Source organism: Pseudomonas sp. GNP013 (assembly GCF_054343995.1).
On record NZ_JBTGUT010000001.1, the window covers coordinates 4,946,933 to 4,965,738 of the forward strand.

The 18,806-nt window shown below is 62.0% G+C and carries 12 protein-coding genes; 8 read left to right on the forward strand and 4 right to left on the reverse strand.

Annotation, left to right across the window (positions count from 1 at the left end):
* Positions 1-13 precede the first annotated feature (13 nt).
* The 8 genes from tssJ to tssA all read left to right on the forward strand — a co-directional run bounded on the left by tssJ (position 14) and on the right by tssA (position 12,017).
* Positions 14-733: a type VI secretion system lipoprotein TssJ gene (gene tssJ / locus ACXX81_RS21780; RefSeq protein WP_458572378.1), complete on the forward strand. Its 720-nt coding sequence runs from the start codon at positions 14-16 to the stop codon at positions 731-733.
* The gene (gene tssK, locus ACXX81_RS21785; protein WP_458572379.1) at positions 730-2,073 is read left to right on the forward strand and encodes a type VI secretion system baseplate subunit TssK; all 1,344 of its coding nucleotides are present in this window, start codon (positions 730-732) and stop codon (positions 2,071-2,073) included. Before tssJ ends, tssK begins: the two co-directional genes overlap by 4 nt.
* A complete protein-coding gene (gene icmH, locus ACXX81_RS21790; protein ID WP_209987051.1) occupies positions 2,070-2,783 on the forward strand; it encodes a type IVB secretion system protein IcmH/DotU in 714 nt (237 codons plus the stop codon). Before tssK ends, icmH begins: the two co-directional genes overlap by 4 nt.
* 30 nt (positions 2,784-2,813) lie before the next feature.
* A complete protein-coding gene (locus ACXX81_RS21795) occupies positions 2,814-6,713 on the forward strand; it encodes a type VI secretion protein IcmF/TssM N-terminal domain-containing protein (protein ID WP_209987048.1) in 3,900 nt (1,299 codons plus the stop codon).
* Between the two features lie 31 nt (positions 6,714-6,744).
* Positions 6,745-7,671: a type VI secretion system-associated protein TagF gene (gene tagF / locus ACXX81_RS21800; protein ID WP_458572380.1), complete on the forward strand. Its 927-nt coding sequence runs from the start codon at positions 6,745-6,747 to the stop codon at positions 7,669-7,671.
* Complete coding sequence (tssM, locus tag ACXX81_RS21805) at positions 7,668-10,160, forward strand: type VI secretion system membrane subunit TssM (protein ID WP_458572381.1); 2,493 nt, start codon at positions 7,668-7,670, stop codon at positions 10,158-10,160. Before tagF ends, tssM begins: the two co-directional genes overlap by 4 nt.
* A gap of 151 nt (positions 10,161-10,311) precedes the next feature.
* On the forward strand, positions 10,312-10,830 hold the full coding sequence (locus tag ACXX81_RS21810; protein WP_209987039.1) for an Hcp family type VI secretion system effector: 519 nt from the start codon (positions 10,312-10,314) through the stop codon (positions 10,828-10,830).
* An 89-nt stretch (positions 10,831-10,919) separates the two neighbouring features.
* Complete coding sequence (tssA, locus tag ACXX81_RS21815; protein WP_458572382.1) at positions 10,920-12,017, forward strand: type VI secretion system protein TssA; 1,098 nt, start codon at positions 10,920-10,922, stop codon at positions 12,015-12,017.
* A gap of 66 nt (positions 12,018-12,083) precedes the next feature.
* On the opposite strand, the gene pgaD is transcribed toward tssA, so the two are convergent.
* The 4 genes from pgaD to pgaA are packed head-to-tail and all read right to left on the reverse strand — an operon-like array spanning position 12,084 to position 18,405.
* Entirely contained in the window at positions 12,084-12,569 is a 486-nt protein-coding gene (pgaD, locus tag ACXX81_RS21820; RefSeq protein WP_458572383.1) for a poly-beta-1,6-N-acetyl-D-glucosamine biosynthesis protein PgaD, read from the reverse strand.
* A gap of 11 nt (positions 12,570-12,580) precedes the next feature.
* Entirely contained in the window at positions 12,581-13,912 is a 1,332-nt protein-coding gene (gene pgaC, locus ACXX81_RS21825) for a poly-beta-1,6-N-acetyl-D-glucosamine synthase (protein WP_209987029.1), read from the reverse strand.
* Positions 13,913-13,914: 2 nt separating this feature from the next.
* Positions 13,915-15,912, reverse strand: a complete 1,998-nt coding sequence (gene pgaB / locus ACXX81_RS21830; protein WP_209987026.1) for a poly-beta-1,6-N-acetyl-D-glucosamine N-deacetylase PgaB — start codon at positions 15,910-15,912, stop codon at positions 13,915-13,917.
* Positions 15,913-15,924: 12 nt separating this feature from the next.
* Positions 15,925-18,405, reverse strand: a complete 2,481-nt coding sequence (gene pgaA / locus ACXX81_RS21835; protein WP_458572384.1) for a poly-beta-1,6 N-acetyl-D-glucosamine export porin PgaA — start codon at positions 18,403-18,405, stop codon at positions 15,925-15,927.
* Positions 18,406-18,806: the final 401 nt, after the last annotated feature.

Here is an 18,806-nt window from a genome sequence, read left to right on the forward strand (position 1 = left end):
ACGGATAGCAGTTATGGACAAGACACGAATATCGGCTTATGCGACCTGCGTGGCAGCCCTGGTAATGACCGCGATGCTCAGCGGATGCGGCGTCACCGAGCGCATCGGCAAGCGCGCCGACGATACCTGGATGGGCGACATGTTTTACGGCGACAACGAAAAGGTGATTCTCAATACCTACGCCGGTAACCAGCTCAATCTGGACGCCGACGGCAAGCCGTTGTCGTTGGTGCTGCATGTGTATCAGTTGAGCGCGCTGGAGCGCTTTGCGGCGGTGTCCGCCGACGATTTGTCCGCCACGCCCAAGCAGGCGCTGGGCAACACGCTGATCGATGAGCGCGAGATTGTCCTGCTCCCCGGCATGGGCCAGACCGACACGTGGCCGCTGAACAAGGCCACTCGCTACGTGGGCGTTGCCGGGTTCTTCCGCAGCGATGAAGACAGCCAATGGAAGATCGCCTTTGATGCCAACTCGCTGCGCAAGGATGGCATCTGGTTCTCCTCCGACGGCGTGCGCGTGCTGGCCGACTTCTACACAGTGCAGGCGGTGGGTGGCGTTGATGTGCTGAACACAGCGAAAACCGCCGCACCGTCGACGGACACCGCCAAGGCCCCGGCAATCCCCCAGCCGATCAGCGACATGGCGCAGAAGCAATCAATGGACATGGCCAACGGTGCCGTGAAAAAGGCCGCCGATGCGCAAACGAATTCTTTATTGGAAGGCGCTAAATGAGTAAGCAAAGCCGTGTGATGTGGTCAGAAGGCATGTTCCTTTTGCCGCAGCATTTCCAGTATCAGGATGAGTTTCATCAACATCAGTTGAACGAGTCGACCCTGCGCAGCACACCCTTCCACTGGGGCGTGCAAACCTTGAAGATTGACGAGGAGGCCCTGGCCACCGGCACTCTGCGTCTGATTCGGCTCAAGCTGGTGTTTCCCGACGGTAGCCTGTATGACGCGCCCCAGCACGACCCGCTGCCGGCCGCCCGCGACTTGAAGGACTTGCTCAAGGGCAATGACCTCAAGGTGTACGCGGCGCTCAAGTTGCCGGAGCCGTTTGGCCTCAATTACGTGGAAGACGGCCAGGAACAAAAAAGCGCGCGACGCTTTCGCAAGCAGTTCGATACCTTGCCCGACCTTAACGAAGGCGACCTGGAAAACGAAATCACCAGTCTGCGCCTGAACGTGGTGATGCTGATCGACGGCGACAACCTCGACGGCTACAGCTATTGCCCGATTGCGCGGCTGTCGCGTAATAACATCGGCGGGTTCAACCTGGATGCGCACTTTGTGCACCCGACGCTGCACGTCGGCACCCATGAAACCCTGGTGGGCCTGGGCAAGCGCCTGCTCGGTGCGTTGCATTCCAAGAGCAAGGCGCTTTCCGGTCGTCGTCGTGAACGCGCCGACCAGATTGCCGAGTTCGGTTCCAGCGACGTAACACTGTTCTGGCTGCTGAACACCGTCAACCGTGCCTACCCCAACCTCGCGCACTTGCTGGCCCATCCGCGCCTGCATCCGGAGCGCCTGTATCTGTTCCTCGCGGAGCTTGCCGGCGGCTTGCTGACGTTTTCCCTCGACACCCAGCTCAACGACATTCCCGAGTACGACCACCATGACCCGGCGGCCTCGCTGGTCAAACTCGACGAGATGATCCGGGTGCTGCTCGACAACGTGATCCCCAACCAGTGCATTGTCATCAACCTGACACAGACCAAGCCGTCTTATTGGCAGGGCCAGTTGCTCGACGCTCGCTTGACCGAGGCCGACTTCTATCTTTCGGTGCATGCCGACATGCCAGGTTCCAGCCTGCTGGAACTGGTGCCGCGCGCCATCAAGGTGGGCTCGCCGGAAGACATCGAAGTGGTGGTCAACAGCGCCATGCCCGGCGTCACGTTGAACCATTCGACTCGTTTGCCCAACGCCATTCCGGTGCGTCTGGACAACCACTATTTCTCCATCGAGCCGCATGGCCGGGTGTACGAGCGAATGATGAGCGCCCAAGCCATCTCCTTCTATGCGCCCAGCGCTTTTACCAATCTCAAGCTTGAACTGATGGCGGTACTCAAATGACTGAAGCCGTGATGCAAGGCGCCGTAGCCGCGGCGCATGAAAAGCCTACCCTCAAAGACCTGGTTCAGGACTTCATCAGCATGGCGCTGATCGTGCGCCGTGGCCGGCAGGTCACATCGGTGGATGCCTTTGAAGCCAGTGTCGACAGCTTCTTCAAAACGCTGGAGCACGATGCACGCAGCGCCGATTACAGCGTCGACGAAGTCAAGGACACCCAGTACGCCCTGTGCGCATTCCTCGACGAAAGCGTGCTGCGCTCGGGCGAAAACGCCCTGCGCAATCATTTCGAGTTACAGCCGTTGCAGTTCCGCTACTTCGGCGTACACCTGGCCGGTGAAGGGTTCTTTGAAAAGATCGAGTCGTTGCGCAGCGACGTGAAAGCCAACCTGGATGTGCTGGAGGTGTACCACCTGTGCCTGGCGCTGGGTTTCGAGGGCAAATTCAGTCTCGGCCAGAAAGACCAGTTGCGTTACCTGGCCAACACCCTCGGGCAGGACATCGCACGTTACCGCAAGACACCAAAAGCGCTATCGCCGGACTGGGCGCTGCCCGATCAGGTCTCGCAAATGCTTCGTCACGAAGTTCCCGTGTGGCTGTATCTGGTGCTCATTGCCCTGCTCTGCGTTGCGGTTTACCTGACGCTGGACTGGCTGTTGGGTAAGGACGTCGCTGCGTTGGCAGAACAAATCAGCCAACTGTTCAGTGCCTGAGCACAGATCAGGTAACCGGGTCAGGAAGACATGAAGACATTACTGCGCTTGTTGAAAAGTTTCTGGTTCCTCATCCCCGTACTGTGGGTTGCGAGCCTGCTGGCATGCTGGATTGCCGCACCGCGTGTACCGCGGTTGCAGAGCCATTTACCGGAAGCACTGATTCTGATCAGCGCTTTTTATGTGCTCATTATTGTGTTGCGCCAATACAGGCGTATTCGCACCGAGCACAACCTTGAGAACCTGGTACAGCGCGAAGTTGATCGCTCGCTCGACTCCGCCGGCGAGTTCCGCGACCAGCAAGTACTGCGCGAACGCCTGAAGCACGCCATCGCCATGCTGCGTACCGACCGTGCGGCCGGTGGCGGTGGTTCTTCGGCGTTGTACGACTTGCCGTGGTACCTGGTGATAGGCATGTCGGCGGCGGGCAAGACCTCGCTGCTCAGTCGCTCGGGCCTGTCTGCCCGCATTGCCACCAGCGCCAATGACAGCGAAAGCGGCACCCAGCACTGCGACTGGTACTTCAGCCCCGACGCCGTAATGATCGACACCGCCGGGCGTTATCTGCGCGACGATCAATCGGCCAGCGAATTTGCCGACTTCCTGCGCATGCTCAAAAAGCAGCGCAACAAGGCGGCGGTCAATGGGTTGGTGCTGGTGGTGAGCCTGCCGGAACTGCTGGCCGCCACCACCGATGAGCGCGATGCGCTTGCGGCGCAACTGGTGACGCGGATTGAAGAGTACGTTGACTGCCTGGGCGTGAACCCGCCGATCTACTTGATGCTCAGCAAGACCGACCAACTGCCCGGCTTCAGCCAGGCCTTCGAAGGCCTGGACCTCAACGAGCGTCAGCAACCGCTGGGCATGACTTTTGGTTTGTCGGAGATTCGCAACCAGGGTTTGCGCAGCGTGCTCGACACCAAACTGGCCAACCTGCAGGGGCATATTCGCCGTCACGTCGATGCGCAGATGATCGCCCTCGGCGCCGATGCCAGCAGCGCGCTGCTGAATTTCCCGAACTACTTCGCTGAACTGACGGGCGTACTCGAGCAGTTCCTCCAGCACTTCGCCCCGCACGCGCATCAGGCCAACCCGCTACTGCTGCGCGGCCTCTATTTCACCAGTGCGCTGCAGACCGACCGGCAGTTGAGCCCGGTGTTCGAAGACGACCTGGCCGAGTCGTTCGCCTTGCGTCCACAAGACGACCCGGCACTGGCGGCTGACGCCGGCAACCGGAAAATCGGGGATCGCAGCTACTTCATTACCGATACCTTCCGCCGCGTGATTTTCGCTGACCGCGACCTGTCGCTGTATCAGTCGCGATCGGGACGCAAGTCAGCGCTGAACCCGCTGGTGATCGGCCTGGCGCTTTTCGCCGGGGTGGTGTTCATCGGTTGGCAAGGCCTGTCGTTCAAGAACAACCGAGAGTGGCTGGCCTCCATGCGTCAGCAACTGAGCGAGCTGGAGCAATCCCCGGACCGCGAGCAGTTGCTTGCCTCAGGTCAGGGCCTGGAGTTGTTGCGTAACCAGATGACGACCATCGAGCGCTATCGCGACCACGGCGTACCGCTGCGCCTGAGTGGCGGCCTGTACCGGGGCGATGATATTTATCTGGCCACCCAGAGCGCGTATTTGCAGCAACTGCGTACCCAGGCACTGGAGCCGATTACGCTCAATCTGCAACGGCATCTGCGTGAGTTCAATGACTTCGCAAAAACCATGGACCCGCAGAGTGTCACAGCGGTGCAGCCTGCCAAGGGCGCACGCAAGGGCGCTGCCGCCAGCAACGCACGACAGTTGGCCGCACGTGCCGGGGCGAAGCCTACCCTTGCCAGCATTCCACGAAGTGCCAGCGATGTCAGCCAACGGCTGACCGGCGCAGCCAAGGGTTCGGCCCGGCAGGCGCGTGACAATGCCCTCGCCGCCCTGCGCAACCCGGCCACCGCCAGTGATGCGGCGGACCTGTCGGCGACCACTGGCGGGCTGTCACTGTCGGAAGAGATGCTGGGACGTCTGGATGAGCGTCAGGTAGCGTCAATCATCGAGTCGTACAACACGCTGAAGCTGTACCTGATCCTCACGCAACCTGCGGGGCACCCGGAGGCCGAGTTTGTCGGCGCCGCGTTGCCGGTCGCCTGGGCAAACACGCTGGGCCAGGACAACCCGGTCAGCGACCAGGTGATTGAGGACAACGTGCCGGTCTATATACAGATGCTAAAGAACGGCCAGGCTCCGACGCTGGCACGTAACGAGCAACTGATCAGCGAAACGCAAAAAAGCCTGAAGTCGTTCATGATCTCCAGCTCTCTGGTCGACCGTGAATACCTGCGCCTGCAACTCGAATCCAGCCGCCAGTTCCCGGCGATTGGTTTGAGCGACCTGGTGCCGCTGCCAGGCCGCCAACTGCTGTACGGCAGCGAAGTGGTGCCGGCAATTTTCACCCGCCAGGGCTGGGACGAATTCGTCAAACCGGAGCTGATCAAGCTGGTGTCGAGTAACCTGCACAACGAAACCGACTGGGTGCTGGATGGCGAAGGCGGTGACAGCGTGGTGCAAAAGGCCAACTTCATCCGTGAGTTCATGGCGCGCTACAAACGTGATTACACCCAGGCCTGGTACACCCTGGTCGGCAGCGTCGGCGTGCGTCACTTCACCGATATGGCCAACGCCACCCAACAGCTCTCGCTGCTCAGTGACGTACAGAACTCCCCCGTCAAACGCTTGCTGTCGGCGGTCAATGACAACACCCGCTGGGACCTGCCCGAGTCGCACGAGGCGCAGCAACCGGGCACCAAGCATGAAGACAGTTTCTGGAGCAAGGTCAGCGGCATCTTCGACTCCCCCACCGTCTCGCCGGGCACGCTGGTGTCGCCACTGCCTGCGGTAAATGACGGCAGCCTGGCCGCCCGGTTCGAGCCTGTATCACGGGTGTTTGCCGCACAGAACGCCGAAGGGGCTGACAGTACGATCATGGACCGCTACCTGGCCGCGCTGCGTAAACTCAAAGTGCGGGTCAACAACATCCAGCGCTCGCAGGACGTCGGCAAAAGCAGCAAACAACTGATCAGCGAGACGCTGGAAGGCCAGCCGAGCGAGGTCACCAATGTGCGCAACTATGTGGAGACCACGATCGACACCAGCCAGGGCGGCCTGTCGAATTCGCTGCAAAGCCTGTTCAGCCTGCCGATTCAGTACACCTGGGAAACCCTGCGTGATCCAGCCGGCGAACAAATTGCCAAGGCCTGGGCACAGCAGATTGCCAAACCGTGGGAGCAGGTCATGGCCCATCGCTACCCGATTGCCGCCGGCAGCCGCAACGAGGCGTCGGTCAAGGATCTGCAACGCTTTGTCGACCCTCAATCGGGCTTGTTGCCGAACTTCAAACGTAACGAAATCGGCAACCTCGCCGGAGGCGAAGGCCTGGGCATGAGCAGCGGCGCAAAAAGCACCCCCCTGGTCAATCCGGGCATGGTCAACAGCATCGACAAGGCCAGTTCGTTGGGTGAAGTGATTGCCAGCCTGTCCGACCGCGACAACGGCTTCGAGATCATGCTGGAACCGTCGGCCTACTTCACCGACATCGTCTTCACCCTGGACGGCCAGGTGCAGCACTACCGTAACGGCAAGACCAGTTGGAGTCGGTTCTCGTGGCCGGGCACCACCACTGCCCCGGGCGCACGTCTTGATGTCGTGACGCTGAGCGGCGAGCGCGTTACGGTGTTCGACTATCCGGGACGCTGGGGCCTGCTGCGCATGAACGACAGTGCACGGGTCAACGACCTCGACGGCATTCAGCAGCGTTTCAGCTGGAACACCGCCAGCGGGCCGGTCAGTCTGACCGTGCGCAACTATGGCGGCGTCAAGCTCACCGACCTGGCCAATGTCAAAGCGCTGAGCGCATTGAACGGCGGCGACGGACGCGCCAAGTGAGGATTCAACGCATGCATCAGGAGGACCGCCGGTGATCGGGTGTTTTGGCAAAGTGCCTGCCAGCGCAGATTTCGTCAGCCTGCACGGTGCGGCGGAGGAAGTCTGCGAGTTCGACACGTGGTTGCAGGGAGCCCTCTCGGCCATGCAACACCGCGAAGACTGGCGCGAGCTGTTCGATCGTTTGCCGGTGTGCCTGTTCAGTTATCGTGCGCGCAACGGCAACTGCCTGTTGGGTGGCATGATCAGCTCAAGGGACTCCAGTGCACGGCGCTACCCGTTCTTCATCTTCCAGACGCTCAAGGCAAGCGATGTGCAGCCGCTGGTGAACCCGTTCACCCTGAGCGAATTGTTCTGTGCGCAGATCAAGCCGTTGCTGCACATGGCGGCACAGGGCGAAAGCAGCGCCGTGCTGTTTGAACGCATCAAGGCCCTGCGCCCGTTGCAGGCCCAGGACTTTGAACTGTTCCGCCGCGTGCACCACAAGTTTCTGATGAATTTCAATCTGCGCGACATCACGCGCTCACTGGAAGACTCGTACCCTGAGTTCGTCAGCAATGCCGTGCTCACCCGACTGCTGGCCCTGCAACAACCGATGCTGCATAAAAACAGCATGGCGATTTCCCTGCCGCTGCCGGCGGAGCGCGGTTTAAAGAACCCAACTGCCGATCTGTGGATCGACTGGCTCACACGCATGAAGAGCGCCGACACCGTACCGCAGATCAGCATGCTGATGGACGACTTCATGCGGCCCAAGCTGCTGTGCTTTGCTTCGCGCAACAGCAATGCCCTGTACCGGGTGCTCACCGGCACCAGCGAACGCCTGGACAATTATGATGTTCTGGCGCCGTTTGATGCCTTCGACGAGCACCATCGTGTACACGCCTTTCCTGCAATCGACTGCCCTCTTTATGACGTTATCGACCGTTTTGTCGATGCTCTGGATTTGAAGTCCGTATGAACAAGATCAAATACTACTTTTTGCGCTACCAACCCTACCTTCTTGGTGTGCTGTTCTTCCTGACGATCTTTATCGTGTGGGGCATCGGTCGTGCGCTCAACTTCACCTCGCTCAATAGCCTGCTGACCGGAATCGGCGTGTTCCTGCTGCTGTCGTCCGGCTATGTGCTGTTGCTGTATCGCGGTGTCTCCCGGCATCACAACCTCGAAGGCCTGCTGCGCGAAGACGCCGATCAGGCCGTATTGAATGCAAGTCCCGCGGACCGTGAAGAAGTCAGCCTGTTGCGCGAGCGCCTGTTACAAAGCATCGAGCGTCTGAGCAGTAACAAACCCCGTGGCACCCAGGCCAAGGATGCGCTATATGCCCTGCCCTGGTATCTGGTGATCGGCCAGCCGGCCGCCGGCAAGAGCACCATGCTGTATCAGTCCGGACTGAATTTTCCCTATGCCGAACGTGAAGGCGCAAGGGTCGCGGGCCTCGGTGGTACACGCAATTGCGACTGGTTCTTCAGCTCGGAAGCGGTGCTGCTGGACACCGCCGGCCGTTACATGGACAACCCGGAAGAGGCCGGCAAATGGCGCGCTTTTTTGCAGCTGCTGCGCCAGCATCGCCAACGTCGCCCGCTCAATGGGTTAATCGTTGCGGTGAGCATCCACGACATTCTGCAAGCCTCGCTCGAAGACCAGGAACGCATCGCCAAACGCTTGCGCGAACGCATCCAGGAAACTCACGCACTGCTGGAGGTGCGGTTGCCGGTGTATCTGGTGTTCACCAAGTGCGACCTGGTGCCGGGGTTTGCCCCCTTCTACAGCCAGCTCGATGACGTGGCACGCGGCGAAGTGATGGGCAAGACCTTCTCCCACAAGGGGTTTGAGCAGGCTGACTGGGGCAGGCGCTTCGGCGTGGCCATGGATGAGCTGATCACCTATTGGCAGGACGTGGCCAGCCGGCAACTGGTGCTGCAGGACATTCAGGTGACCCGCCAGAACTCGGCGGTCTACCGTTTCCCGCTGGAACTGGAGGCGCTCAAGCCACGCCTGCAACTGTTCGTGGATGCCTTGCTGCGGGCCAACCCGTATCAAAACGCAGAACTGCTACGCGGTTTCTACTTCACCAGTGCGCTGGATGCCGACCAGCCTGAGTTAGGTGGCCACGCCCGCCAGGTCACTGAGCGTTTCTCACTGGAAAGCGCTCAGGAAGCGACCAGCGGCCAGGCGCAACCGAGTGCGCTGTTCATCAATAGCCTGTTTCGCAAGGTGATCATTCCCGACCAGCACCTGGTGGCCCTGTACACCACCAACCACCGCGAACGCAGGCGCAAGGCGGCCTGGATCGGTGGTTTCGGCGCCCTCGCCCTGCTGCTGTGCGGTGTGTGGGGCTGGTCTTACTGGAACAACAAAAACGCCATCCAGAACTTGTCTGCCGAGCTGGCCCAGGCCTCTGATGGCGACCGCACCGCCACCGGCCAATACACTGCATGGCGTACGCTGGACAGCATGCGTTCGTGGACTGCGCACTATTACAGCCAGCACCACGAGGACGGCGTACCACTGCGCATGCGCATGGGCCTTTACCAGGGTTATAAAATCGAACCGTTGCTGCGTAGCCGCTATTTCGCAAGGCTGGAGACAGTGATGCTCAAGCCAACGGCCGACAATCTCACCCGCTCCCTGTACCTGCTGACCACCATCAAGGTATACCAGCGCAATGCCAAGGACCTGCTGCCGGTAACCGGTATCGACAGTGTTGAGCCCAAGGCGCTGCCGGTGGACAACCGCGCCCAATCGATCGCCAACTTCGGCACCGCGACGCTCGACACCTACATCATGTTGTCGCGAGCCCAGCGGGACAAGGCTGACCCGGCCTTCCTCAAGGCGAAGATGCCGGACTACTGGTACCCGGCCATTGCCCGCCAGACCGGCGTGACCATCGGCCAGAAGGATGGCTCAGGTGCCGCGCAGGATTACGAATACGCCAGCCGCCAGATCAATTTCTACAGCGATCAGATTCATGAGCCGGACGTACCCCGCATCCTCGACAACGCGTTCCTCACCTCCAGCTCGCGCAACTACATCAACAGCCTGCTGACCCAGTCGCTGCGCTCGATCGAGACGATCACGCTGGAGTCCGACACCTTGTTCGCCTTTGGCCGTGCCGATTTCCAGAGCCTCAAAAACGAAGGCCAGGCACAGTTAAGCGCCATCGCCGGCAAGCTGTTGAGCACGCCCAACATCGGCAAGATCATCATCGCCGGGCATGCCGACCAGTTGGGGGATCGCCAGGGCAATCTGGCAGTCTCAAAACAGCGCGCGCAAACTATCAAGACCTATCTGGTGGGCAAAGGCGTACCGGCCGAGCTGGTAGATGTAGTGGGCGAAGGCAGCGAGAAACCGTTGGTCAAATGTGACATGCAACTGCCCCGCGCTGCGCTGATTCAGTGCCTTGAGCCCAACCGGCGGGTAGAAATCGAAGTGCGCGCGCTCAACTGAGCCGCGTGCGCTGACCGAGTAGCGCTGTCCGGGCTGATGCCGGGGCGGCGCAACGAGAAGCCTGTCCTGATTTTTCAGGACGGTTCAAACAAGAGTTGAGACCCCACGGCGGGTTCATTCAGCTCTTAAACAGTGAAAGGAGATATTAGAAATGGCATTTGACGCATATATCCAAATCGATGGCATCCCAGGCGAAGTGAAGGACGAGAAGCACAAGGACTGGATCGAAGTGCTGGGTTACGAGTACGGTGCTACTCAAGCTACTTCTGCCACTGCCAGTTCCTCGGGCGGCGCCTCGTCCGAGCGCGTGGCGCTGAGCGACTTCAGCATCCGAAAATCCGTGGACAAGGCCTCGGCCAAACTGTTTGAAGCCTGCTGCAAGGGCACTCACATTGCCAAGATCCAGTTGAACGTCAACCGTGCGGGCGGCGACAAGCTGACCTACCTGACCATCAACCTGGAAGAAGTTGTCGTGTCCTCCGTCAAGGCCATTGCCGGCGGCAACCAGGACGGCGAAGACAAGGCAGTCAGCGACCTGCCGATTGAAGAAGTGAGCTTCAACTTCGCACGCATCAAGACCACCTACACCCAACAGAGCCGTTCCGACGGCCAGGGCGGCGGTAACGTCACCGGTGGCTGGGACCGTACCGCGAACAAAGTTTTCGCTTAAGTACCGGCGATTTCGGGATGCGCCTGCATCCCGTACTTCACACCGTGCCTGCTTGCAGGCACGGCGTTTTTTTCTGAGCAGAGTTTCCTATGCCTGAATTTCTCAACGGCCTTTCTATGGCCGAGCTGACCGCCCCCATCGATGGGGGAAGTGGCGCAGACCTGAGTTTTTCCACCCTGTTCGATCAAATCAAAGAAGCGCGCCGAGCAGATCCCGACTACCTGACCCAGGGTGACTGGCAAACCGAACTCAAATCCTCGGATTGGGAGTTGACCGTCACCCTTGCCGCACAAGGCCTGGCTCAACAGAGCAAGGACCTGATGCTGGTTGCCTGGCTTGCAGAAGGCCTCGCGTATCAGTACCAATTTATTGGCATCGACTTCGGCCTGACGCTGGCCGAACGTATTTTGCAGACGTTCTGGGACGATCTATACCCGACCCTTGAAGACGGCATGGAAGAGCGCAATGCCCGGCTGAGCTGGCTCAAAGCCTCGCTGGTGGACGTGGTGGGCGGGTTGCCGATCACTCAGGGTGATAACTTCGGCCTGCTGCGGTATGACGAATCCCGACATATCGAAAACCTCGCCTTGCAAAACCCCCAGGCCATGCGGGACGCTGTGGATGAAGGCAAGATCAACGCGGAAATCTTCCAGCGCTCGGTGGTGCTCACCGACACCGATCACCTTCGCCTCAAAGCCACGGAAATTGCTGCCAGCCTTAATGCCTGCCGCCAACTCCAGGCAACCTGCGACAACTTGTTCGGACGCGACGCGCCGAGCTTTGCCGCACTGGACGACATCCTGTCACGCGCCGCGCAACTGGTCGAAAAGTTGTTGAAGGACCGCGGCATCGAACTTAACCCGGTGCCCGTCGAACCGACCGCCCCCGGCATTCCCGAACTGGCCACCCCGCAGGCAGGTGCTGCAATGCCCTCACCACAGCAGACCCCATCGTCCACCCCGCTGCGTACCACCCCCACCACACGGGACGAAGCGTTCACCCTGCTGGCAAGCGTGGCGCAGTTCTTCAAAACTACAGAACCTCACAGCCCCGTACCCTACCTGATCGAACGCGCCATCAAGTGGGGCAACATGCCGCTTGAGGGATGGTTGAGCGACGTGATCAAGGACGGCAACGTCATTGACGGTATTCGTGATGTGCTGGGGACCAAGGACACGAAGTCCTGATGGTCGCGGACCGGACCACGCAAAACCCGCAATACCGGGGCACAACAGTCGCGAGCAAGCTGGCGCCTACAGTGAGCTGCGCTTGGTCGATACCTGCCCCGGCACCAGCGTCGGCGGCGCGCGCTCCACGTCACGGGAGACGTGGGATTTCACTTCGCCCACACCGCCCTCTTCGTCGTTGTGAATCACCAGCACGCCCGGCCTGCGCAGTTGCTCGAGGTCGCCCTCGGCCAGGTTGAAGCTTTCACTCAGGTGCTGGTCGCTCAGCGCATTGGCCTGGGCGCGGCGTTGGGCGAACTTGCGGCCCTTGCGTTGCTGGTAACGCGCCCAACTGACCAGGATCAACGCGTTGAACACGGCGATCCACAGGTAGATCTGCAGGGTATTGAGCGCGGCGAAGATCGGCGCTTCGATGCGCGGTCCGCCATGGGTTTCCAGCATGGCGTCGATGCCGCGCGCCAGCAGCCAGACCAGGCCGCCCCACGCAAGCAGGGTCAGCGCCACATCGATGAGCCACATCACGGCATGCTGGCGAGTTCTGACAAGTTTCATGTCACGCCTCCTTATTCAATTGGTTTGATGCCACGGTCCGGGCTCACCCAGCGCGCGCGTTTCTGGTGCTGGTTGAACAGCACCTTGGGAAAGCTGACCAGCGTGGTAAACAGGCTGACCAGCCAGAACACCATCGGGTACCACACGGTCCAGAACAGGGTTTTCCACAGGTCCTTTTCGTAACGCCGGTCGATCAGGATGCTCACGGCGAACTGCAGCAGGCATACCATCGCCAGCACCAGCCCGGTAAACGCCGGCGGCATCAGGGAGTCGACCGCGATGGCCTGGGGCAGCGGGATGAATTTGCCCACACCCCAGAAGATCACTGAGAGCATGAAGGTGAAGGCCCACCCGGTGGACAGGCAGTATTCGAACAGCAGCGGCCACAGGTAGCGATGGCGCCATTGCCAGATGCCACGAATGTTCTTGAACAGCACTTCGGCGCCGCCCTGGGCCCAGCGCAGGCGCTGCTTCCACAGGCCGCCGACGGTCTCGGGCATCAGAATCCAGCACAGTGCACGCGGCTCGTAGAAGATCGCCCAGTGATCGAGTTGCAGCTTCCAGCTGACGTCGATGTCCTCGGTGATCATGTCGGTGCTCCAGTAATCGATGCGGTCCAGCGCCTTCTTGCGAAACGCCACTACCACTCCCGATACCGTGAAGATCCGGCCGAACACCCGCTGGGTGCGCTTGATCAAGCCGATGATCGACGAGAACTCGCCCACCTGCACGCGGCCGATCAGGGTCGAGCGGGTGCGAATGCGCGGGTTGCCGGTGACGGCGCCCAGGCGCGGGTTGTCGAGCATCGGCGCGACCAGGTAAGCCGCCGCGTTTTTGTCGAGCAGCGCATCGCCGTCGATGCACACCAGGTATTCGCTGCGCGCAGCCACTGCGCCCATGCGCAGGGCCACGGCCTTGCCCTGGTTCTGCGCCAGGTGCAGCACGCGCAAACGCGGGTGTTGCAGGGCCAGCGCGTCGAGCAGCGCAGCGGTGTTGTCCTTGGAGCCGTCGTTGACCGCGATCACTTCGATGTTCGGGTACAGCTGGTCCAGCGCGGCGTGGATGGTCTCGCCAACGTTATCGCCCTCGTTGTAGCAAGGGATGATGATCGAGATCAGCGGGTTGCCGGCCAGCGTCGGCGCGGGGGTGTCTTCTTCCCATGGCCAGTGGCGCTCCCAGTGCAGCCAGAAGTACAGACCGCCGGCGATCCACAGCGCCGACATGAACAGCGGGTAGAAAAACACGAAGTCCATCAGGAACTGCCCGGTGACCAGGAAGATCAGGCCCAGGGGCACGCCCAGCACCAGCGCCAGCACGAATAAAGCCAGGATTCTGTCGAACATGGTCAAGGGTTCCATTGGTTGGAAAGGGCCGGACGTACCGTGTTCAAGTCCGGGGAATTTTCCAGAAAGTTGTCCGGGTAGTAGCCGAAGCTGGTGACGCCCTGGCGCTTGAGCACGCCCATCCATTGCGCCATCTGTGCGCCGTCGATATCCGGCGCGGCCTGGGTCCGCCAGTCTTTGGCCTGCAGCTCGAACACGGTGCGTTCAAGCGCACCCGGACGGGCCTTGACGGTGGCCACCAATTTCTCCAGCCAGGCATTGGATTGCTTCAGCGTCTGGCCTTCCATCAACGGCATGGCCATGGGTGCGGTCCAGTCGTAGGCCTGGAGGAAATCGTCGAGGTTCTGCGCGAACCACGCTTCGCTGTCGGGGTTGAGCATCGGCTCAGCGAAGATATTGCGCGCGGTCTGCACCTGCGGGCCGCCGATGGCGCGCACCCTGGCGGTCAACTCCTGGGTGAAGTCGATCAGGTAGCGGCTCTTGAAGCGGGTCCAGCGTTGCATCACGGCCGGGTCGGCACGCAACGCGGCGATGTTGCCGGGCAAGCCGTTGGCGGCGTAGACCTTGAGCGCGGCGGGGCTGGCGTCTTCGAAATCCGTCAGCACCGCGTCGTCGTGGTAGAGCACGCCGTCGATGGCACTGTTGCGCGCCAGGTCCTCGTAGATTTCACCGATGAGCCTGCGTACCTGCGGGTCGAACGGCGACAGGCGTTTGTATTGATCGGCGTCCGTGGCCACCTGGCCGGTGTGCGGATCCCACCGCGTAACACGCGGCAGCTTGGGGTCGAGGGCGAAACTCAGCACCGGCATCCACGCATACACGCTGGCATGGGCGCGGGTGCGCAGTTGCCAGGCGACGCGGTTGAACAGGTCGGCGCGCACCGGCAGGTGGCGGTTGGGGAAGTACAGCGAATGCACCAGGCCATCGCCCTTGGGGTCGGCGAAGGCTTGCAGGAACACGGTGCCTGCGCCCATGTCCACCACGCGCTGCACCAACTGGTCGAGATTGCGCGCCTGCTGGGCCGGGTCCGGGTCGTAGACGTTGTCCAGGTCCACATGCAGCACGCGCATCGGCGCCTTGGCCTGCACGGCGACAATGCTGTTGGCGAAGTGCTCGCCGTCCGGGTCGGAGGCCACCAGAAAGCGCGGGCTGTCCATCAGGTTGCCCAGGCTGTCGAGGCCGTCTTCCAGGGTCAGGGCCATCTGGTAGCCCTGTTCGCCGACCACCGCCAGGGACGTGCCCTTGGCCGCGCCATAAGGCCATACCCACACCCGTGGCGCCTTGCCGGTCACGCTGCGGATTTTCTGGCTGATGGCCGCGACGTCAGCGCGCATCCGTGTCTGAAACTGGGCATCGGTTTCGTAGCGGCCGGTCGCCGGGTCGTAGCGCATCGACGTCGCCGCCGGTTCCAGGTTGCCCTGGGGGTTGGCCAGGATGCCTTTGTGATTGTTGTCGGTGTGCGCGGCGATTTCCACCAGGCCCGACTGGGACACTTCGCGGATCTGCTGCCAGGTGAGGAATTCACCCCGCGGTCGTGGCGCGCCGGCAAAGTCCACCGGCTTGTCGAGCGGCGTATCGATCCAATAGCCCACCGGCGCCAGCAACGCCGGCCAATGGTAAGCGCGCAGAATCGGCATCACCCGGGTGTAGAAGCTGGCGTAACCATCATCGAAGCTGAGCATGATGGCTTTGGGCGGCAAGGCCGGCCCGCCACGGCGCGCGGCCAGAATCTGATCGACGCTGACCGCCTGGTAGCCGTTCTCGCGCAGCCAGGCCAGTTGCTCGATCAGGCGCTCGGTGCGCACCGCCACCACGGTCTGGTCGGGATCGCGGTCACTGACGTCGTGGTAGGCGATGCCCAGGAAATGGTTTTTCGGCCACGGCGCTTCGTTGGCCGGTGTCGGCCGCTCGGCGGGTGGAGTGAATGGCGCGGGTTGCTGGGCGCAGGCACTGGCCAGCACTACACCCAGGACCAACAAGCAACGGCTGAGGACGGTCATGGTCGGGCTCTTTTAGAAACGGTAGGTAAGGTCGACGAGCAGGCGCAGATCGCGTTCGCGATCACCGTCGTAGGGGCGGCTGATCAGGCTCAGGTTGGCGCCGACGTCCAGCACGTCGTTCCAGCGAAAGCGTTGGCCGTAGCCGACCAGCCCCACCCCGCCGGTGGAGTAATCGCGCTGGCTGTAGGTGCCTGCGCCGATCTGGAACTGCTGGCTCCACTGCGTCTCGTAGCGGTGATAGAGCACATGGTTGATGTTGAGCACGGGCAGCACCGTGAGGTCGGACCGGGGGTTGAAATACACCACGTCCTGCTTGCTGTTGCGGCTGGCGCCCACTTCCAGGCCCAGGTCCACTTGCACGTGCGGCGCGCTGTAGAGGCCCTGACGGCCGCTGAGCAAGGCTTCGAAACGGTCGTTGCCATCGCTGAAATGGGACGGGCTGAGGGTCAGTTTCCACTCGCGGCTTTCATTGGCGCGCCAGCGGATAAAACCACTGCCGCCGTTGGCCGTGACCCCGTCGTTGAGTGCGCGCAGCGGCGTGGTGCTGAGCAGGTAGCCGAGGCTGCCGCCGTATTGCCAGTTGTCGTTGATGTCGCGCGCAATCGACACGGCGGCGCCTTGCTTGGCACCATCGCCATAGGAATGGTTGGACACCTCGGCCTCGATGGTCATGTCGCGGGTACGCCGCTCCACGCCCACGCGCTGCCAGCGATGCTGGCCGGTGCCTTCGGTGAAGTCTGCGGTGGCATAACCGGCGCCGGCGAACAGGCGCCAGTCTTCGTCGATGGGCGGCGTGTAGATCACGCTTTCGATGCCCCAGTCGCGGCTGCCGGTGGCGGCGCCGGCGTCTTCATTGGGACCACCGCCGAAGCTTTTGCCGGTGTAGGCCTCCACGCGCAGTTCGGCCATGTCGTGCACGTCCCGCAGGCGGCTGAGGCGCTGCACCTGACGGTTGTCCGGGTTGCGCGCGAGCACATCGTCGGTGAGCACATCGAGCTGGCGCCACTCCTGCAGATCCATCGCGGTGTAGGCCTGGGACACTTCCAGGCCGATATCGCGCGGGGCCTGGGCCTCGGTTTCCTTGAGGACGCTTTCGGCGCGCCGAGGCAAATCACGGGCGCGGTACATGTCGGCCTGGGCCAGGCGCAGGCCGACGTTGCCGGGGGCCTTGGCCACCAGGGTCTCCAGACCGCTTTCGCTGCCCGGCAGGTCGCCGCCATACGTGCCGGCCTGGGCGGAGAGTTGCTGCGCGTCCATCCAGTTGTCGTTGGGGTTGCCGATGGGCAGGCCCTTGAGTTCAACCCGTGGTTGCTGTTCGTTGGCCAATTGCGCGGCGACGTCGCGCGCCTGCTGCACCTGGTCACTTTCCAGCAAGGCATAGAACAATGCGGTGCTGTCGTCGACGCGGTAACTGGCGTCGGCATCCGGCGCGGTCAGTACCTGGCGATACAGGGTCTGGGCGCGTTCGGGCTGGCGCTGTTCGAGGTAGGCACCGGCTACCCAGCGCAGGGCATAGGTGGGCAATTGCACGCCTTCAGCGGTGAGGGTTTCGTACTCGCGCACCACGTCGGCGGTGCGCGCGCGGGCCTTGAGCGCGCCCAGGCGGTCGATGCGCCAGCGCACCACGTCTTCGCGGGCGCTGGCGTCCGGGGCCCAGCGGGTGATCAGTCGGTCGTAGTCCTGCAGCGCGCGGTCGGCCACCACGTAGCGCTCTTTCTCAGAGCGCGTGGCGTACTCGGCCAGGCGCACGCGCTCGGCGGCGAGGTCGCCTTCGAGGCGGCGCTGGGTGACCGCGTCCACCAGGCCGGGACGCTGGGCCGACAGGCGCAACGCAGCCTCTGGCAGGCGCGCCTGTTGCAGGGCGATGAGGTATTCGCGGGCGACTTCAGGTTTGTCGCCGGCGCGGGTGAAGGCCTGGTCGAATTCGAACAGGGCGTCGTAGTTCAAACCGGCGCGGGCCAGCGCGTAGCCCAGGGCCATGCGCCGGTTCGGGTCTTCGGGCTTGGCCGCCACCAGCGCGCGGGTGCGCTGCACGGCTTCGGTGGCTTTGCCGCCGTCGGCCTGGGTGAGGGCCAGGCCCAGTTGCAGGTCGATGTTGTTCGGCTCGCGCAGCAACGCCTGGCGATACACCGCCTCGGCCTGGGCCCATTGCTTCTGGTTGCGGTAGGTACGCGCCACCGTGGCAAGTGCCTGGGTACTGAGGTTGCGATTTTTGCCCTGGGCTTCGTACACCTTGAGCACTTCGGCATCCTGGCCGGCCCACCCGGCGATGATCAGGTGATCGCTGACCTGGCCGGGCGTCTGGCGTTCGGCGGACAACTGGCGCAGCTGGGTCAGGGCGGGGGTGAAGTTGCCATTGCGTGCCTGAATGATCAGCGCGTCATAGGCCGGGTCGGCCGAGGCAAAGGCGGGCATCAGTAATTGGCTGCACAAGGCGACCCCGATCAGCAGACGCAACCGGCCTGAGGCACTGAGTGGTAGGTTTCGCAACATATCGTGAGCTTCCTTACACACGGAAAGCGTAACGATAGGTGTCCTGAGCAAAGCGCTTCAGGGTGCGGCGTCCACTGACGCGGCCTAGCTTTCCTGGGCGAACTATCGCTCAGGAAAACGGGGTGATGGCCAAATCGGAACAATTGTTCAGAATTGGGCTCCGTCGGGCAGCAAACTGGAGCCTCTGTGGCGAGCGGGCTTGTCGTGGCGAGCGGGCTTGCCCCGCGTTGGGGTGCGAAGCGCCCCCCATTGAGCAAAACGCGGTGTACCTGATACGGCTCAGCGCCTGGCTTTGGGGCTGCTGCGCAGCCCAACGCAGGACAAGCCTGCTCGCCACAGGGAATCTGCGCTTAACTGAACGGCATTAGGGCAAGCCCGCTCGCCACAACAAGCGGGCTCGC

Bases quoted from the DNA above. Each gene is read 5' to 3' on its own strand.
- pgaD (WP_458572383.1), bottom strand. From the start codon at position 12,569: ATGAAACTTGTCAGAACTCGCCAGCATGCCGTGATGTGGCTCATCGAT.
- tssM (WP_458572381.1), top strand. From the start codon at position 7,668: ATGAACAAGATCAAATACTACTTTTTGCGCTACCAACCCTACCTTCTT.
- ACXX81_RS21795 (WP_209987048.1), top strand. From the start codon at position 2,814: ATGAAGACATTACTGCGCTTGTTGAAAAGTTTCTGGTTCCTCATCCCC.
- ACXX81_RS21810 (WP_209987039.1), top strand. From the start codon at position 10,312: ATGGCATTTGACGCATATATCCAAATCGATGGCATCCCAGGCGAAGTG.
- icmH (WP_209987051.1), top strand. From the start codon at position 2,070: ATGACTGAAGCCGTGATGCAAGGCGCCGTAGCCGCGGCGCATGAAAAG.
- pgaA (WP_458572384.1), bottom strand. From the start codon at position 18,405: ATGTTGCGAAACCTACCACTCAGTGCCTCAGGCCGGTTGCGTCTGCTG.
- tssA (WP_458572382.1), top strand. From the start codon at position 10,920: ATGCCTGAATTTCTCAACGGCCTTTCTATGGCCGAGCTGACCGCCCCC.
- tssJ (WP_458572378.1), top strand. From the start codon at position 14: ATGGACAAGACACGAATATCGGCTTATGCGACCTGCGTGGCAGCCCTG.
- pgaB (WP_209987026.1), bottom strand. From the start codon at position 15,912: ATGACCGTCCTCAGCCGTTGCTTGTTGGTCCTGGGTGTAGTGCTGGCC.
- tssK (WP_458572379.1), top strand. From the start codon at position 730: ATGAGTAAGCAAAGCCGTGTGATGTGGTCAGAAGGCATGTTCCTTTTG.
- pgaC (WP_209987029.1), bottom strand. From the start codon at position 13,912: ATGTTCGACAGAATCCTGGCTTTATTCGTGCTGGCGCTGGTGCTGGGC.